This is a genomic window from Escherichia sp. WS33, from assembly GCF_046486385.1.
GTDB lineage: Bacteria > Pseudomonadota > Gammaproteobacteria > Enterobacterales > Enterobacteriaceae > ECMA0423.
Genome location: NZ_JBJQLJ010000007.1, coordinates 79221 through 96136, shown reverse-complemented (window position 1 = coordinate 96136; position 16916 = coordinate 79221). Strand labels below are relative to the sequence as shown.

16 protein-coding genes are annotated in these 16916 nt (G+C 52.4%); 14 read left to right on the top strand and 2 right to left on the bottom strand.

Translation table 11 applies throughout. The features are described from left to right. Window positions 1–3 precede the first annotated feature (3 nt). The 11 genes from cheA (at window position 4) to flhe (ending at window position 12748) form a co-directional block, all read left to right on the top strand. Window positions 4–1968, top strand: coding sequence for a chemotaxis protein CheA (gene cheA / locus ACJHXA_RS08195; RefSeq protein WP_240756491.1), 1965 nt, complete (start codon window positions 4–6; stop codon window positions 1966–1968). Between the two features lie 20 nt (window positions 1969–1988). Continuing rightward, complete coding sequence (gene cheW, locus ACJHXA_RS08190; protein ID WP_000147302.1) at window positions 1989–2492, top strand: chemotaxis protein CheW; 504 nt, start codon at window positions 1989–1991, stop codon at window positions 2490–2492. A gap of 144 nt (window positions 2493–2636) precedes the next feature. Beyond that, window positions 2637–4298, top strand: a complete 1662-nt coding sequence (tar, locus tag ACJHXA_RS08185) for a methyl-accepting chemotaxis protein II (RefSeq protein WP_001297437.1) — start codon at window positions 2637–2639, stop codon at window positions 4296–4298. A gap of 45 nt (window positions 4299–4343) precedes the next feature. Beyond that, window positions 4344–5945: a methyl-accepting chemotaxis protein IV gene (gene tap, locus ACJHXA_RS08180; RefSeq protein WP_001402286.1), complete on the top strand. Its 1602-nt coding sequence runs from the start codon at window positions 4344–4346 to the stop codon at window positions 5943–5945. A gap of 18 nt (window positions 5946–5963) precedes the next feature. Beyond that, window positions 5964–6824 (top strand): protein-glutamate O-methyltransferase CheR, encoded by an 861-nt coding sequence (gene cheR / locus ACJHXA_RS08175; protein ID WP_165471958.1) that lies wholly within the window; start codon window positions 5964–5966, stop codon window positions 6822–6824. 2 nt (window positions 6825–6826) lie between these two features. Further along, complete coding sequence (cheB, locus tag ACJHXA_RS08170; protein ID WP_000036378.1) at window positions 6827–7876, top strand: protein-glutamate methylesterase/protein glutamine deamidase; 1050 nt, start codon at window positions 6827–6829, stop codon at window positions 7874–7876. A gap of 14 nt (window positions 7877–7890) precedes the next feature. Further along, window positions 7891–8280 carry a chemotaxis response regulator CheY gene (gene cheY / locus ACJHXA_RS08165; RefSeq protein ID WP_000763867.1) on the top strand — a complete coding sequence of 130 codons (390 nt, stop codon included), beginning with the start codon at window positions 7891–7893 and terminating at the stop codon, window positions 8278–8280. 10 nt (window positions 8281–8290) lie between these two features. Further along, complete coding sequence (gene cheZ, locus ACJHXA_RS08160; RefSeq protein WP_000983609.1) at window positions 8291–8935, top strand: protein phosphatase CheZ; 645 nt, start codon at window positions 8291–8293, stop codon at window positions 8933–8935. A gap of 201 nt (window positions 8936–9136) precedes the next feature. Beyond that, window positions 9137–10285, top strand: a complete 1149-nt coding sequence (gene flhB / locus ACJHXA_RS08155; protein ID WP_001278954.1) for a flagellar biosynthesis protein FlhB — start codon at window positions 9137–9139, stop codon at window positions 10283–10285. Beyond that, a complete protein-coding gene (flhA, locus tag ACJHXA_RS08150; protein WP_000066983.1) occupies window positions 10278–12356 on the top strand; it encodes a flagellar biosynthesis protein FlhA in 2079 nt (692 codons plus the stop codon). Before flhB ends, flhA begins: the two co-directional genes overlap by 8 nt. Further along, window positions 12356–12748, top strand: a complete 393-nt coding sequence (flhe, locus tag ACJHXA_RS08145; RefSeq protein WP_001259583.1) for a flagellar protein FlhE — start codon at window positions 12356–12358, stop codon at window positions 12746–12748. Before flhA ends, flhe begins: the two co-directional genes overlap by 1 nt. A 119-nt stretch (window positions 12749–12867) precedes the next feature. On the opposite strand, the gene ACJHXA_RS08140 is transcribed toward flhe, so the two are convergent. Beyond that, entirely contained in the window at window positions 12868–13356 is a 489-nt protein-coding gene (locus tag ACJHXA_RS08140; protein ID WP_001315683.1) for a lysozyme inhibitor LprI family protein, read from the bottom strand. Between the two features lie 90 nt (window positions 13357–13446). On the opposite strand from ACJHXA_RS08140, the gene yecV reads away from it, so the two are divergent. Beyond that, window positions 13447–13491 carry a protein YecV gene (gene yecV, locus ACJHXA_RS08135; protein WP_211180499.1) on the top strand — a complete coding sequence of 15 codons (45 nt, stop codon included), beginning with the start codon at window positions 13447–13449 and terminating at the stop codon, window positions 13489–13491. A 41-nt stretch (window positions 13492–13532) separates the two neighbouring features. Here the strand turns inward: yecV and argS are convergent, their stop codons facing one another. Further along, on the bottom strand, window positions 13533–15266 hold the full coding sequence (gene argS, locus ACJHXA_RS08130; protein WP_001025326.1) for an arginine--tRNA ligase: 1734 nt from the start codon (window positions 15264–15266) through the stop codon (window positions 13533–13535). 215 nt (window positions 15267–15481) lie between these two features. Here argS and ACJHXA_RS08125 point away from each other — a divergent pair, with 215 nt between their 5' ends. Together ACJHXA_RS08125 and cutC are read left to right on the top strand one after the other, a co-directional pair. Next, a complete protein-coding gene (locus ACJHXA_RS08125; protein WP_001326063.1) occupies window positions 15482–16048 on the top strand; it encodes a VOC family protein in 567 nt (188 codons plus the stop codon). A gap of 13 nt (window positions 16049–16061) precedes the next feature. Beyond that, window positions 16062–16808, top strand: a complete 747-nt coding sequence (gene cutC / locus ACJHXA_RS08120; protein WP_001185742.1) for a copper homeostasis protein CutC — start codon at window positions 16062–16064, stop codon at window positions 16806–16808. Window positions 16809–16916: the final 108 nt, after the last annotated feature.

Below are 16916 nucleotides of genomic sequence, written 5' to 3'. Positions count from 1 at the left end.
AGCGTGAGCATGGATATAAGCGATTTTTATCAGACATTTTTTGATGAAGCGGACGAACTGTTGGCTGACATGGAGCAGCATCTGCTGGTTTTGCAGCCGGAAGCGCCAGATGCCGAACAATTGAATGCCATCTTTCGGGCTGCCCACTCGATCAAAGGAGGGGCAGGAACTTTTGGCTTCAGCGTTTTGCAGGAAACCACGCATCTGATGGAAAACCTGCTCGATGAAGCCAGACGAGGTGAGATGCAACTCAACACCGACATTATCAATCTGTTTTTGGAAACGAAGGACATCATGCAAGAACAGCTCGACGCTTATAAACAGTCGCAAGAGCCGGATGCCGCCGGCTTCGATTATATCTGCCAGGCCTTGCGTCAACTGGCATTAGAAGCGAAAGGCGAAACGCCATCCGCAGTGACCCGATTAAGTGTGGTTGCCAAAAGTGAACCGCAAGATGAGCAGAGTCGCAGTCAGTCGCCGCGACGAATTATCCTTTCGCGCCTGAAGGCCGGGGAAGTCGACCTGCTGGAAGAAGAACTGGGACATCTGACAACGTTAACTGACGTGGTGAAAGGGGCGGATTCGCTCTCGGCAATATTACCGGGCGACATTGCCGAAGATGACATCACAGCGGTACTCTGTTTTGTGATTGAAGCCGATCAGATTACTTTTGAAACAGTAGAAGTCTCGCCAAAAATATCCACCCCACCAGTGCTTAAACTGGCAGCCGAACAAGCGCCAACCGGCCGCGTGGAGCGGGAAAAAACGACGCGCAGCAATGAATCCACCAGCATCCGTGTAGCGGTAGAAAAGGTTGATCAATTAATTAACCTCGTCGGCGAGCTGGTTATCACCCAGTCCATGCTTGCCCAGCGTTCCAGCGAACTGGACCCGGTTAATCATGGTGATTTGATAACCAGCATGGGGCAGTTACAACGTAACGCCCGTGATTTGCAGGAATCAGTGATGTCGATTCGCATGATGCCGATGGAATATGTTTTTAGTCGCTATCCCCGGCTGGTGCGTGATCTGGCGGGAAAACTCGGCAAGCAGGTAGAACTGACGCTGGTGGGCAGTTCTACTGAACTCGACAAAAGCCTGATAGAACGCATTATCGACCCGCTGACCCACCTGGTACGCAATAGCCTCGATCACGGTATTGAACTGCCAGAAAAACGGCTCGCCGCAGGTAAAAACAGCGTCGGAAATTTAATTCTGTCTGCCGAACATCAGGGCGGCAACATTTGCATTGAAGTGACCGACGATGGGGCGGGGCTAAACCGTGAGCGAATTCTGGCAAAAGCGGCCTCGCAAGGTTTGACTGTCAGCGAAAACATGAGCGACGACGAAGTCGCGATGCTGATATTTGCACCTGGCTTCTCCACGGCAGAGCAGGTCACCGACGTCTCCGGGCGCGGCGTCGGCATGGACGTCGTTAAACGTAATATCCAGGAGATGGGCGGTCATGTCGAAATCCAGTCGAAGCAGGGTACTGGCACTACGATCCGCATTTTACTGCCGCTGACGCTGGCCATCCTCGACGGCATGTCCGTACGCGTTGCGGATGAAGTTTTCATTCTGCCGCTGAATGCTGTTATGGAATCACTGCAACCCCGTGAAGCCGATCTCCATCCACTGGCCGGCGGCGAGCGGGTGCTGGAAGTGCGGGGTGAATATCTGCCCATCGTCGAACTGTGGAAAGTGTTCAACGTCGCGGGCGCGAAAACCGAAGCCACCCAGGGAATTGTGGTGATCTTACAAAGTGGCGGTCGCCGCTACGCCTTGCTGGTGGATCAATTAATTGGTCAACACCAGGTTGTGGTTAAAAACCTTGAAAGTAACTATCGCAAAGTCCCCGGCATTTCTGCTGCGACCATTCTTGGCGACGGCAGCGTGGCACTGATTGTTGATGTCTCCGCCTTGCAGGCGATAAACCGCGAACAACGTATGGCGAACACCGCCGCCTGAATGAGTAAAAAGGTAACAATATGACCGGTATGACGAATGTAACAAAGCTGGCCAGCGAGCCGTCAGGCCAGGAATTTCTGGTATTTACCCTTGGTGATGAAGAGTACGGTATTGATATCCTGAAAGTGCAGGAGATCCGTGGCTACGATCAGGTAACACGGATTGCGAACACGCCAGCGTTTATCAAAGGCGTCACGAATCTGCGCGGCGTTATTGTGCCGATTGTTGACTTACGAATTAAGTTCAGCCAGGTGGATGTGGACTATAACGACAACACGGTAGTTATCGTCCTGAATCTCGGACAGCGGGTGGTCGGCATCGTGGTTGACGGCGTCTCAGACGTGCTTTCATTGACGGCGGAGCAAATTCGTCCGGCACCGGAATTTGCCGTGACGCTTTCAACAGAATATCTCACTGGACTGGGCGCACTGGGCGACCGGATGTTGATTCTGGTGAACATCGAAAAACTGCTGAACAGCGAAGAGATGGCGCTGTTAGATAGCGCGGCGTCAGAAGTGGCGTAATTCTCCCGATTTCCTCAATTGAAATGAACCCGATGATCTGCGCATCGGGTTTTTTATTTCAATTTCGCGGCGGGTGGCATCAGCAATAAAGTTTCCCCCCTCCTTGCCGATAACGAGATCAACTTGTTTTCAGGAAGGTGCCTTATGATTAACCGTATCCGCGTAGTCACGCTGTTGGTAATGGTGCTGGGGGTATTCGCACTGTTACAGCTTATTTCCGGCAGTCTGTTTTTTTCTTCCCTTCACCATAGCCAGAAGAGCTTTGTGGTTTCCAATCAATTACGGGAACAGCAGGGCGAGCTGACGTCAACCTGGGATTTAATGCTGCAAACGCGCATTAACCTGAGTCGTTCAGCGGTACGGATGATGATGGATTCCTCCAATCAACAAAGTAACGCCAAAGTTGAATTGCTCGATAGCGCCAGGAAAACATTGGCGCAGGCAGCGACGCATTATAAAAAATTCAAAAGCATGGCACCGTTACCTGAAATGGTCGCTACCAGTCGTAATATTGATGAAAAATATAAAAACTATTACACAGCGTTAACTGAACTGATTGATTATCTAGATTATGGCAATACTGGAGCTTATTTCGCTCAGCCAACCCAGGGAATGCAAAATGCAATGGGCGAAGCGTTTGCTCAGTACGCCCTCAGCAGTGAAAAACTGTATCGCGATATCGTCACTGACAACGCAGATGATTACCGATTTGCCCAGTGGCAACTGGCGGTTATCGCGCTGGTGGTGGTATTGATTCTGCTGGTGGCGTGGTACGGCATTCGCCGTATGTTGCTTACTCCGCTGGCAAAAATTATTGCTCACATTCGCGAAATCGCCGGTGGTAACCTGGCGAATACCCTGACCATTGACGGGCGCAGTGAAATGGGCGACCTGGCGCAGAGCGTTTCACATATGCAACGCTCTTTGACTGACACCGTCACTCATGTCCGCGAAGGTTCAGATGCCATCTATGCCGGTACCCGTGAAATTGCGGCGGGCAACACCGATCTTTCCTCCCGTACTGAACAGCAGGCATCCGCGCTGGAAGAAACTGCCGCCAGCATGGAGCAGCTCACCGCGACAGTGAAGCAAAACGCCGATAACGCCCGCCAGGCCTCGCAACTGGCGCAAAGTGCCTCCGACACCGCCCAGCACGGCGGCAAAGTGGTGGATGGCGTAGTGAAAACGATGCATGAGATCGCCGATAGTTCGAAGAAAATTGCCGACATTATCAGCGTTATCGACGGTATTGCCTTCCAGACTAATATCCTCGCGCTGAATGCCGCGGTTGAAGCCGCGCGTGCGGGTGAACAGGGCCGTGGTTTTGCCGTGGTGGCGGGTGAAGTGCGTAATCTTGCCAGTCGCAGCGCCCAGGCGGCAAAAGAGATCAAAGCCCTCATTGAAGACTCCGTCTCACGCGTTGATACCGGTTCGGTGCTGGTCGAAAGCGCCGGGGAAACAATGAACAATATCGTCAATGCTGTCACTCGCGTGACTGACATTATGGGCGAGATTGCATCGGCATCGGATGAACAGAGCCGTGGCATCGATCAAGTCGCATTGGCGGTTTCGGAAATGGATCGCGTCACGCAACAGAACGCATCGCTGGTGCAGGAATCAGCTGCCGCCGCCGCTGCGCTGGAAGAACAGGCGAGTCGTTTAACGCAAGCGGTTTCCGCGTTCCGTCTGGCAGCCAGCCCACTCACCAATAAACCGCAAACACCATCCCGTCCTGCCAGTGAGCAACCACCGGCACAGCCACGACTGCGAATTGCTGAACAAGATCCAAACTGGGAAACATTTTGACGAGTATTTACTAACGCGGTCATTGCCGCCTGATGGGGAGCGTTGATGTTTAATCGTATTCGAATTTCGACCACGCTGTTTTTAATTTTGATTCTCTGCGGGATCTTGCAGATTGGCAGTAACGGCATGTCTTTTTGGGCATTTCGCGACGATTTGCAACGACTGAATCAGGTCGAGCAGAGCAATCAGCAACGTGCGGCATTAGCGCAAACTCGGGCGGTAATGTTACAGGCCAGTACCGCGCTGAACAAAGCGGGCACTCTGACGGCACTTAGCTATCCGGCGGATGACATTAAAACGTTGATGACGACGGCGCGCGCCAGTCTGACGCAATCCACCACGCTGTTTAAAAGTTTTATGGCGATGACTGCGGGCAACGAGCACGTCAGGGGATTGCAAAAAGAGACGGAGAAAAGTTTTGCCCGCTGGCACAACGATCTCGAACATCAGGCGACCTGGCTTGAAAGTAATCAACTTTCGGATTTCCTCACTGCGCCGGTGCAGGGATCACAGAATGCGTTTGACGTTAACTTTGAGGCCTGGCAGCTGGAGATCAACCATGTGCTGGAAGCCGCCAGTGCGCAAAGCCAGCGTAACTATCAGATTTCGGCACTGGTGTTTATCAGCATGATTATTGTTGCGGCGATCTACATCAGCAGTGCGCTGTGGTGGACGCGCAAGATGATTGTTCAACCACTGGCCATTATCGGTAGCCATTTTGACAGCATTGCTGCGGGTAATCTGGCGCGTCCGATTGCGGTATATGGTCGTAATGAGATCACCGCCATTTTTGCCAGTCTGAAGACCATGCAGCAGGCTTTGCGTGGGACGGTAAGTGATGTGCGTAAGGGAAGCCAGGAGATGCACATTGGTATCGCGGAGATTGTCGCAGGCAATAACGATCTCTCAAGTCGTACCGAACAGCAGGCGGCATCGCTGGCACAAACGGCCGCCAGTATGGAGCAATTAACCGCCACGGTAGGGCAAAACGCCGATAACGCACGACAGGCGTCGGAACTGGCAAAAAATGCCGCGACAACGGCGCAGGCGGGCGGTGTTCAGGTCAGTACCATGACTCACACCATGCAGGAGATCGCCACCAGCTCGCAAAAAATTGGCGACATTATCAGCGTTATCGACGGAATTGCTTTCCAGACCAATATTCTGGCCCTGAATGCGGCAGTGGAAGCGGCTCGCGCCGGAGAGCAGGGGCGTGGTTTTGCGGTAGTGGCAGGTGAAGTGCGCAATCTTGCCAGCCGTAGCGCGCAGGCAGCAAAAGAGATCAAAGGGCTGATCGAAGAGTCAGTCAATCGTGTCCAGCAGGGTTCGAAACTGGTGAATAACGCCGCCGCGACCATGATCGATATTGTCAGTTCGGTGACCCGCGTGAACGACATTATGGGAGAAATTGCCTCTGCGTCGGAAGAACAACAGCGGGGGATTGAGCAGGTTGCACAGGCTGTCAGCCAGATGGATCAGGTGACTCAGCAGAACGCCTCGCTGGTAGAAGAAGCGGCGGTGGCAACGGAACAACTGGCGAATCAGGCCGACCATCTTTCGTCGCGTGTGGCGGTATTTACCCTTGAAGAACATGAAGTAGCACGACATGAGTCGGCGCAGTTACAAATTGCGCCAGTGGTATCCTGAAGTGATTGAGAAGGCGCTATGACTTCATCTCTGCCCTGTGGGCAAACGTCTTTATTGTTACAGATGACCGAGCGCCTGGCGCTTTCCGACGCGCATTTTCGGCGGATAAGTCAATTGATCTATCAACGAGCCGGGATCGTTCTGGCTGACCATAAACGCGACATGGTTTACAACCGACTGGTTCGTCGTTTGCGTTCGCTGGGACTGACGGATTTCGGTCATTATCTGAACTTGCTGGAATCTAATCAGCACAGCGGTGAGTGGCAGGCGTTTATCAATTCGCTGACCACGAATCTGACGGCATTTTTCCGTGAGGCACACCATTTCCCTCTGCTCGCGGATCACGCACGTCGCCGTTCTGGCGAGTATCGCGTATGGAGCGCGGCGGCTTCGACCGGCGAAGAGCCGTACAGCATTGCGATGACGCTGGCTGACATATTGGGCACCGCGCCCGGACGCTGGAAAGTGTTTGCCAGTGATATCGACACCGAAGTGTTGGAAAAAGCCAGAAGCGGTATTTATCGCCATGAAGAGTTGAAAAACCTGACGCCGCAGCAACTGCAACGGTATTTCATGCGAGGGACGGGACCGCATGAAGGGCTGGTACGCGTGCGTCAGGAGCTGGCGAACTATGTTGATTTTGCCCCGCTGAATCTACTGGCGAAACAGTACACCGTGCCGGGGCCGTTTGATGCGATCTTCTGTCGTAACGTCATGATCTACTTCGATCAAAATACCCAGCAGGAGATTTTGCGCCGCTTTGTTCCGCTCCTTAAACCCGACGGATTGCTGTTTGCGGGTCACTCTGAAAACTTTAGCCACCTTGAGCGCCGCTTCACGCTGCGTGGTCAGACGGTGTATGCGCTAAGTAAGGATTAACGATGAGCAAAATCAGGGTGTTATCTGTCGATGATTCGGCACTGATGCGCCAGATCATGACAGAAATCATCAACAGCCATAGCGACATGGAAATGGTGGCGACCGCGCCTGATCCGCTGGTCGCGCGTGACTTGATTAAGAAATTCAATCCCGATGTGCTGACGCTGGATGTTGAAATGCCGCGGATGGACGGACTGGATTTCCTCGAAAAATTAATGCGTTTGCGTCCAATGCCCGTTGTGATGGTTTCTTCCTTGACCGGCAAAGGATCAGAAGTCACGCTGCGCGCGCTGGAGCTGGGGGCAATAGATTTTGTCACCAAACCGCAACTGGGTATTCGCGAAGGAATGCTGGCGTATAGCGAAATGATTGCTGAAAAGGTGCGTACGGCAGCAAAGGCGAGCCTTGCAGCACATAAGCCATTGTCAGCACCGACAACGCTGAAGGCGGGTCCGTTGTTGAGTTCTGAAAAACTGATTGCGATTGGTGCTTCAACGGGTGGAACTGAGGCAATTCGTCACGTACTGCAACCGTTGCCGCTTTCCAGCCCGGCATTGTTAATTACCCAACATATGCCGCCCGGTTTCACCCGCTCTTTTGCCGACAGACTTAATAAGCTTTGCCAGATCGGGGTTAAAGAAGCCGAAGACGGAGAACGTGTCTTGCCGGGGCATGCCTATATTGCGCCGGGCGATCGGCATATGGAGCTGTCGCGTAGTGGCGCAAATTACCAAATCAAAATTCACGATGGCCCGGCGGTTAACCGTCATCGGCCTTCGGTAGATGTGTTGTTCCATTCTGTCGCCAAACAGGCGGGGCGTAATGCGGTTGGGGTGATCCTGACCGGTATGGGCAACGACGGCGCGGCGGGAATGTTGGCGATGCGTCAGGCGGGGGCATGGACCCTTGCGCAAAACGAAGCAAGTTGCGTGGTGTTCGGCATGCCGCGCGAGGCCATCAATATGGGTGGTGTCTGCGAAGTGGTCGATCTTAGCCAGGTAAGCCAGCAAATGTTGGCAAAAATTAGTGCCGGACAGGCGATACGTATTTAAATCAGGAGTGTGAAATGGCGGATAAAGAACTTAAATTTTTGGTTGTGGATGACTTTTCCACCATGCGACGCATAGTGCGTAACCTGCTGAAAGAGCTGGGATTCAATAATGTTGAGGAAGCGGAAGATGGCGTCGACGCTCTCAATAAGTTGCAGGCAGGCGGTTATGGATTTGTTATCTCCGACTGGAACATGCCCAATATGGATGGCCTGGAATTGCTGAAAACAATTCGTGCGGATGGCGCGATGTCGGCATTGCCAGTGTTAATGGTGACTGCAGAAGCGAAGAAAGAGAACATCATTGCTGCGGCGCAAGCGGGGGCCAGTGGCTATGTGGTGAAGCCATTTACCGCCGCGACGCTGGAGGAAAAACTCAACAAAATCTTTGAGAAACTGGGCATGTGAGGATGCGACTATGATGCAACCATCAATCAAACCTGCTGACGAGCATTCAGCTGGCGATATCATTGCGCGCATCGGCAGCCTGACGCGTATGCTGCGCGACAGTTTGCGGGAACTGGGGCTGGATCAGGCCATTGCCGAAGCGGCGGAAGCCATCCCCGATGCGCGCGATCGTTTGTACTATGTTGTGCAGATGACCGCCCAGGCTGCGGAGCGGGCGCTGAACAGTGTTGAGGCGTCACAACCGCATCAGGATCAAATGGAGAAATCAGCAAAAGCGTTAACCCAACGTTGGGATGACTGGTTTGCCGATCCGATTGACCTTGCCGACGCCCGTGAACTGGTAACAGATACACGACAATTTCTGGCAGATGTACCCGCGCATACCAGCTTTACTAACGCGCAACTGCTGGAAATCATGATGGCGCAGGATTTTCAGGATCTCACCGGGCAGGTCATTAAGCGGATGATGGATGTCATTCAGGAGATCGAACGCCAGTTGCTGATGGTGCTGTTGGAAAACATCCCGGAACAGGAGTCGCGTCCAAAACGTGAAAACCAGAGTTTGCTTAATGGACCTCAGGTCGATACCAGCAAAGCCGGTGTGGTAGCCAGTCAGGATCAGGTGGACGATTTGTTGGATAGTCTTGGATTTTGATTTGTATTGCCTGATGTGGCGTGACCACGTCATATCAGGCGGTCTGATAAGGCGATGACGCCGCATCCGACAAACGCACACTATGCTTGATGTGTGGCAGCAAAAGCCCTAAATCCCGCCTGTTTTGCCCCTTACTCAAACCATTGAACGCTTTGCGCTCTGGCATCATTCACGCTTAATACTCTTTCCAGGATTGGCGACGTGTCTGACGAGAGCGACGACAAAACAGAAGCCCCCACACCTCACCGACTAGAAAAAGCGCGGGAAGAGGGGCAAATCCCGCGTTCCCGTGAACTGACCTCACTGCTGATTTTGCTGGTGGGCGTTAGTGTTATCTGGTTTGGCGGTGTGTCGCTGGCCCGTCGATTGTCGGGCATGCTCTCCGCTGGGCTGCATTTTGATCACAGTATTATCAATGACCCGAATCTGATCCTCGGGCAGATTATTCTGCTGATCAGAGAAGCCATGCTGGCGCTGCTGCCGCTGATTAGCGGCGTGGTGCTGGTGGCGCTCATTTCTCCGGTCATGCTGGGAGGGCTGGTATTTAGCGGCAAATCCTTGCAGCCGAAGTTTTCCAAACTCAACCCGCTACCGGGCATTAAACGGATGTTCTCGGCTCAGACTGGCGCGGAGTTGCTTAAAGCAATTTTGAAAACCATCCTGGTTGGCAGCGTGACGGGGTTTTTTCTCTGGCATCACTGGCCGCAGATGATGCGCTTGATGGCCGAGTCTCCGATTACCGCCATGGGTAATGCGATGGATTTGGTAGGGCTATGCGCACTGCTGGTGGTGCTTGGTGTCATTCCAATGGTGGGATTTGACGTCTTTTTCCAAATATTCAGCCACCTGAAAAAGCTGCGTATGTCACGGCAGGATATTCGTGATGAGTTCAAACAAAGCGAAGGTGACCCTCATGTTAAAGGGCGGATCCGTCAGATGCAGCGAGCTGCTGCACGGCGTCGGATGATGGCCGATGTGCCGAAAGCGGATGTCATTGTCAATAACCCGACCCACTATTCGGTAGCGTTGCAGTATGACGAAAACAAAATGAGCGCACCGAAAGTGGTCGCTAAAGGTGCAGGGCTGGTCGCGCTGCGCATTCGTGAAATTGGCGCTGAAAATAACGTCCCGACGCTTGAAGCGCCGCCGCTGGCGCGAGCGCTGTATCGACATGCGGAGATTGGTCAACAAATCCCGGGTCAACTGTACGCCGCGGTGGCGGAAGTGCTGGCCTGGGTCTGGCAACTGAAACGCTGGCGTCTGGCTGGTGGACAGCGCCCTGTACAACCTACTCATCTTCCGGTGCCGGAAGCCCTGGATTTTATTAACGAGAAACCGACCCATGAGTAATCTGGCCGCGATGCTGCGCCTGCCCGCAAACCTGAAATCGACACAATGGCAGATCCTTGCCGGACCGATTTTGATCCTGTTGATCTTGTCGATGATGGTGCTGCCACTGCCCGCATTCATACTCGACCTGTTGTTTACCTTCAATATTGCCTTGTCGATCATGGTGTTGCTGGTGGCGATGTTTACCCAGCGCACGCTTGAGTTTGCTGCGTTTCCGACCATTCTGTTGTTTACTACGTTGTTGCGTCTGGCACTTAACGTGGCTTCAACCCGTATCATTTTGATGGAAGGGCATACCGGCGCGGCGGCGGCTGGGAAGGTGGTCGAAGCATTCGGTCACTTCCTCGTTGGTGGCAATTTCGCTATCGGTATCGTGGTGTTTGTCATTCTCGTGATCATCAACTTTATGGTCATTACCAAAGGTGCCGGGCGTATCGCAGAAGTGGGTGCGCGCTTTGTTCTCGATGGTATGCCGGGTAAGCAGATGGCGATTGACGCCGACCTTAACGCTGGATTGATTGGTGAAGATGAGGCGAAAAAACGCCGCTCCGAAGTGACTCAGGAAGCCGATTTTTACGGCTCAATGGACGGGGCAAGTAAGTTTGTTCGCGGCGATGCCATCGCCGGGATCCTCATCATGGTCATTAACGTTGTCGGCGGGTTGCTGGTCGGCGTGCTGCAACATGGCATGAGCATGGGACACGCGGCGGAAAGTTATACGCTATTGACCATTGGCGACGGTCTGGTGGCACAAATTCCAGCGCTGGTGATTTCTACCGCCGCGGGGGTCATCGTTACGCGTGTCAGCACCGATCAGGATGTTGGCGAGCAGATGGTGAATCAGCTTTTCAGTAACCCAAGCGTTATGTTGTTAAGCGCCGCCGTGCTCGGTTTACTCGGCCTGGTGCCTGGAATGCCGAACCTGGTATTTTTGCTGTTCACTGCCGGATTGCTGGGGCTGGCCTGGTGGATACGCGGACGCGAACAAAAAGCGCCTGCCGAACCCAAACCGGTAAAAATGGCAGAGAATAATACCGTTGTCGAAGCGACGTGGAACGATGTACAACTGGAAGATTCTCTGGGAATGGAAGTGGGTTATCGACTGATCCCGATGGTCGATTTCCAGCAGGATGGTGAGTTGTTGGGCCGTATACGCAGTATCCGCAAGAAATTTGCCCAGGAGATGGGATTTCTGCCGCCAGTGGTGCACATTCGCGACAATATGGATCTGCAACCTGCCCGCTATCGCATTTTGATGAAAGGCGTGGAGATTGGCAGTGGTGATGCTTATCCGGGGCGCTGGCTGGCGATTAACCCTGGAACCGCTGCCGGGACGTTACCTGGTGAGGCGACCGTCGATCCGGCATTTGGCCTGAATGCTATCTGGATTGAAAGTGCGCTAAAAGAACAGGCGCAGATTCAGGGGTACACAGTGGTTGAGGCCAGCACGGTGGTAGCAACGCATCTTAACCACCTCATTAGCCAGCATGCCGCAGAGCTGTTTGGTCGTCAGGAGGCGCAACAGCTGTTGGATCGCGTCGCCCAGGAGATGCCAAAGCTGACGGAAGATCTCGTTCCTGGCGTCGTCACGCTCACCACACTGCATAAAGTGCTGCAAAATCTCCTCGATGAAAAAGTACCGATTCGCGATATGCGCACCATTCTCGAAACGCTGGCGGAACATGCGCCCATCCAAAGCGATCCACATGAATTAACCGCCGTCGTGCGCGTGGCGTTGGGACGGGCGATTACCCAGCAGTGGTTTCCTGGCAAAGATGAAGTCCATGTTATTGGCCTCGATACACCGCTGGAACGTTTGTTACTACAGGCGCTGCAGGGCGGGGGAGGACTGGAGCCAGGGCTGGCGGATCGTTTACTGGCGCAAACTCAGGAAGCGCTATCCCGTCAGGAGATGCTGGGTGCGCCGCCAGTATTGTTGGTGAACCACGCGCTGCGACCATTATTGTCTCGCTTCCTGCGCCGCAGCTTGCCGCAGTTAGTGGTCCTGTCGAATCTGGAACTGTCTGATAACCGACATATCCGCATGACGGCGACAATTGGCGGCAAATAATGAGAACCTTATTAGCAATATTATTGTTTCCGCTGCTGGTGCAAGCCGCCGGGGAGGGGATGTGGCAGGCAAGTAGTGTAGGAATTACGCTAAATCATCGCGGTGAGTCGATGTCGTCTGCGCCTCTTTCTACGCGACAACCTGCTTCAGGATTGATGACGCTGGTAGCGTGGCGTTATCAGCTTATCGGCCCGACACCTTCAGGACTGCGGGTTCGCTTGTGTTCGCAATCTCGTTGTGTCGAATTAGAGGGGCAGAGCGGAACCACCGTGGCCTTTTCCGGTATAGCGGCAGCAGAACCGTTGCGATTTATCTGGGAAGTGCCAGGCGGTGGGCGGTTAATTCCACCGCTAAAGGTACAACGTAATGAAGTGATTGTGAATTATCGCTGAAGGACAAAAAAATTACGCGCTCGCGAGTATGTTTAATAACTCAGTGAAAAAGGCTCGATGTCTTGTTGCAATTATTTATCAGGAATAGCTTGCAACAAAACATGCCAAAAAGATGTGAATTATCCTCTTGTCAAAGGGCTTGGATAAAAATCTTCAGAGTTATGGTATAGCTGCAACTGGCGAGTTCGCGTATTGGTCTGTATGATCATACATGAGAGCCATTCTGATTCAGAATAAGGGTCACTTAAATCCTGAACGTCCTCATTTGAAAGGATTAATTCACATTCTTTGTCCCTAAAATCCAGCCAGGCTCGCTGTGATTTTTTAAGCAAGTTAAGTTGTTCGGTATCAGGTTTTTTTACACCTGTGCGTGGCACTTGTTCTATATAACGATAAGCTTCACCATAGGCTTTATTTAATTGCGCATCGACGAGATTGTATTCTTGTCGCAGGCATGATTTGATCACGTTAATGTCAGTATCATCATCTGAATTTTTTTGCCAACAATCTTTGATGGCTGAAATGTCATGGTCGTTTACTATAACCGTATCTTCTGCGTAAGCCTGGCAAGAGATAATGCCTAATGTTAATACAAGAAATTTAAACACTGCGGTATTCCTTAAATTCAACCGTTATCGTTTCCCTGGGGCCGGATATTACGCTTCTGGCCTCTTATCCAACAGTCAGAAAACAATGGCATGTCCATTTTCAGAATACATTTAGATGGCAATAAAAAAGCCTGATCAGGTAACCCTGATCAGGCTTTACTCTCACGAAAAATCGATTACATACGCTCTACTGTCTCAATACCCAGCGTATCCAGACCCAGCTTTAGCGTCTTCGCTGTCAGTTGTGCCAGTTTCAGACGGCTGTTACGCACTTCTTCGTTTTCTGCGCTGAGGATCGGGCAGTGCTCGTAGAAGCCAGAGAACAGACCAGCCAGATCGTACAGGTAAGCACACATCACATGCGGCGTGCCTTCACGGGCAACCACGGTGAGGGTTTCTTCAAACTGCAGCAGGCGAGCTGCCAGTTGCGCTTCACGATCTTCACGGATGATTACCGGAGCTGCAGCCAGTTGCTCTTCGTTAATTTCTGCCTTACGGAACACGGACAATACACGCGTGTAAGCATACTGCATGTATGGCGCGGTATTACCCTCAAACGCCAGCATGTTGTCCCAGTCGAAGATGTAGTCTGTGGTGCGGTTTTTGGAGAGATCCGCATATTTCACCGCACCAATACCAACCGCGTTAGCCAGTTTTTCCAGCTCGTCAGCTGGCATATCCGGGTTCTTTTCTGCCACCAGACGGCGTGCACGTTCCAGGGCTTCATCCAGCAGATCGGCCAGTTTCACTGTACCACCCGCGCGGGTTTTGAACGGTTTGCCGTCTTTACCCAGCATCATGCCGAACATGTGGTGTTCCAGCGGTACGGATTCCGGTACATAGCCTGCTTTACGGACGATCGCCCATGCCTGCATCAGGTGTTGATGCTGACGGGAGTCGATGTAATATAGCACGCGATCGGCATGCAGTGTTTCATAACGATATTTCGCACAGGCGATATCAGTGGTGGTGTAGAGATAGCCGCCATCTTTCTTCTGAATGATCACGCCCATCGGTTCGCCTTCCTTGTTTTTAAACTCATCAAGGAATACGACGGTCGCCCCTTCGCTTTCTACTGCCAGACCTTTGGCTTTGAGATCCGCCACAATTCCTGGCAGCATCGGGTTGTAGAGGCTTTCGCCCATCACGTCATCACGGGTCAGCGTCACGTTGAGACGATCGTAGGTGATCTGGTTCTGCGTCATGGTGATGTCGACCAGTTTGCGCCACATCTCGCGGAAATATTCGTCACCGCTTTGCAGTTTTACCACGTAGTTACGTGCACGCTCGGCAAACTCTTCATCTTCGTCGTAATGCTTTTTCGCATCGCGGTAGAAACCTTCAAGGTCAGCCAGCTCCATTTCACCGGCGTTTTCCTGCTGCTGCTTTTCCAGCCATGCAATCAGCATACCGAACTGAGTGCCCCAGTCGCCGACGTGGTTTGCGCGAATCACTTTGTGACCGAGGAACTCCAGAGTACGCACTGCTGCGTCACCAATAATGGTAGAGCGCAGGTGACCGACGTGCATCTCTTTCGCCACGTTTGGCGCAGAGTAGTCAACCACAATGGTCTGTTTTTCTGGCGTAGCAACACCGAGACGATCGGACGCCAGCGCCTGCTGAACATGTTCAGCCAGGAATGCCGGATCAAGGAAAATGTTGATAAAGCCTGGACCGGCGATCTCAACTTTGCTGGCGATACCGTTAAGATCCAGATGAGTCAGCACCTGCTCTGCTAATTGTCGCGGTGCCATACCCAGTTTTTTAGCAACTGCCATCATGCCGTTAGCCTGATAGTCGCCGAACTGAACTTTTGCTGACTGACGAACCTGCGGTTCGCAATCCGCAGGCGCGCCTGCCGCAATCATGGCCTGACGGACTTTTTCTGAGAGAAGAGCCTGAATATTCACCGGAATACCTTACATTGATGAAGCGAGCAAAAATTGCCCGCACCAGTTAAAGAAATTAGGGCGGGAGTATACTGCAAATGGCTGTTTTCGTCAGCAACGTGCGCGTGGCGTATTGCCGTTTTCACTATTGCATCAGAAGCGGCGTGAAATCAGCGGTTGGTTGACACAGGGCAACAGGGTAAATTAACGCTTTTACTGAAAGACGAAGAGTGATTATGGCGAACTGGCAATCTATCGATGAGCTGCAGGATATTGCATCGGATTTACCGCGATTTACCCACGCATTAGATGAACTTTCCCGCCGTCTGGGGTTGAATATCACTCCGCTGACTGCCGATCACATTTCTTTGCGTTGCCATCAAAACGTCACCGCTGAGCGCTGGCGTCGCGGGTTTGAACAGTGTGGCGAGCTTTTGTCAGAAAATATGATCAATGGCAGACCGATTTGTCTGTTTAAATTGCATGAACCGGTACAGGTTGCGCACTGGCAGTTTTCTATTGTGGAGCTACCGTGGCCCGGGGAAAAACGTTACCCACACGAAGGTTGGGAACATATTGAAATCGTTCTGCCGGGTGATCCAGAAACGCTGAATGCCCGTGCGCTGGCTTTGCTTTCTGATGAAGGACTCAGCCTACCGGGGATCTCAGTTAAAACCAGTTCACCAAAAGGTGAGCATGAGCGATTACCGAATCCGACGCTGGCGGTCACCGATGGCAAAACAACTATTAAGTTTCATCCGTGGTCCATTGAAGAGATCGTTGCCAGCGAGCAGTCAGCGTAATTAAGGAGCAAAAATGGCATTACTGGAAATTTGCTGTTACAGCATGGAATGTGCACTAACGGCGCAGCAAAACGGCGCAGACAGAGTTGAATTATGCGCAGCCCCAAAAGAGGGGGGCTTAACGCCGTCGTTGGGGGTACTGAAATCCGTGCGCCAGCGGGTGACGATCCCTGTGCATCCGATAATTCGCCCACGCGGTGGTGATTTTTGCTACAGCGACGGTGAGTTTGCCGCCATTCTTGAGGATGTGCGCACGGTCCGCGAATTAGGTTTTCCTGGACTGGTGACGGGCGTTCTCGATGTTGACGGGAATGTCGATATGCCACGAATGGAAAAAATAATGGCTGCTGCCGGTCCGCTGGCAGTGACTTTTCATCGCGCCTTCGATATGTGCGCTAACCCTTTATATACACTCAATAATCTTGCGGAATTGGGCATTGCCCGGGTACTGACATCAGGGCAAAAATCAGACTCACTGCAAGGTTTATCAAAAATTATGGAACTTATTGCCCATCGTGATGCTCCAATCATTATGGCCGGAGCAGGAGTCCGTGCAGAAAACCTGCACCACTTCCTCGATGCCGGAGTGCTGGAAGTCCATAGCTCCGCGGGAGCGTGGCAAGCCTCACCGATGCGTTATCGTAATCAAGGATTGTCCATGTCATCAGATGAACACGCGGACGAGTATTCGCGTTATATCGTAGACGGGGCGGCGGTTGCTGAAATGAAAGGAATCATTGAACGCCATCAGGCCAAATGATTTTTACCGTTGCATCATGTCGCCCAATATGATGCTTGCTCGTACCAGGCCCCTGCAATTTCAACAGGGGCCTTTTTTTATCCCTGAGCAGTATAAAAAACGAACGAT

What these genes read in the sequence shown, in the direction of transcription:
- cheW (WP_000147302.1), top strand. Translation starts at nt 1,989, where the DNA reads ATGACCGGTATGACGAATGTAACAAAGCTGGCCAGCGAGCCGTCAGGC.
- tar (WP_001297437.1), top strand. Translation starts at nt 2,637, where the DNA reads ATGATTAACCGTATCCGCGTAGTCACGCTGTTGGTAATGGTGCTGGGG.
- tap (WP_001402286.1), top strand. Translation starts at nt 4,344, where the DNA reads ATGTTTAATCGTATTCGAATTTCGACCACGCTGTTTTTAATTTTGATT.
- cheR (WP_165471958.1), top strand. Translation starts at nt 5,964, where the DNA reads ATGACTTCATCTCTGCCCTGTGGGCAAACGTCTTTATTGTTACAGATG.
- cheB (WP_000036378.1), top strand. Translation starts at nt 6,827, where the DNA reads ATGAGCAAAATCAGGGTGTTATCTGTCGATGATTCGGCACTGATGCGC.
- cheY (WP_000763867.1), top strand. Translation starts at nt 7,891, where the DNA reads ATGGCGGATAAAGAACTTAAATTTTTGGTTGTGGATGACTTTTCCACC.
- cheZ (WP_000983609.1), top strand. Translation starts at nt 8,291, where the DNA reads ATGATGCAACCATCAATCAAACCTGCTGACGAGCATTCAGCTGGCGAT.
- flhA (WP_000066983.1), top strand. Translation starts at nt 10,278, where the DNA reads ATGAGTAATCTGGCCGCGATGCTGCGCCTGCCCGCAAACCTGAAATCG.
- flhe (WP_001259583.1), top strand. Translation starts at nt 12,356, where the DNA reads ATGAGAACCTTATTAGCAATATTATTGTTTCCGCTGCTGGTGCAAGCC.
- ACJHXA_RS08125 (WP_001326063.1), top strand. Translation starts at nt 15,482, where the DNA reads ATGGCGAACTGGCAATCTATCGATGAGCTGCAGGATATTGCATCGGAT.
- cutC (WP_001185742.1), top strand. Translation starts at nt 16,062, where the DNA reads ATGGCATTACTGGAAATTTGCTGTTACAGCATGGAATGTGCACTAACG.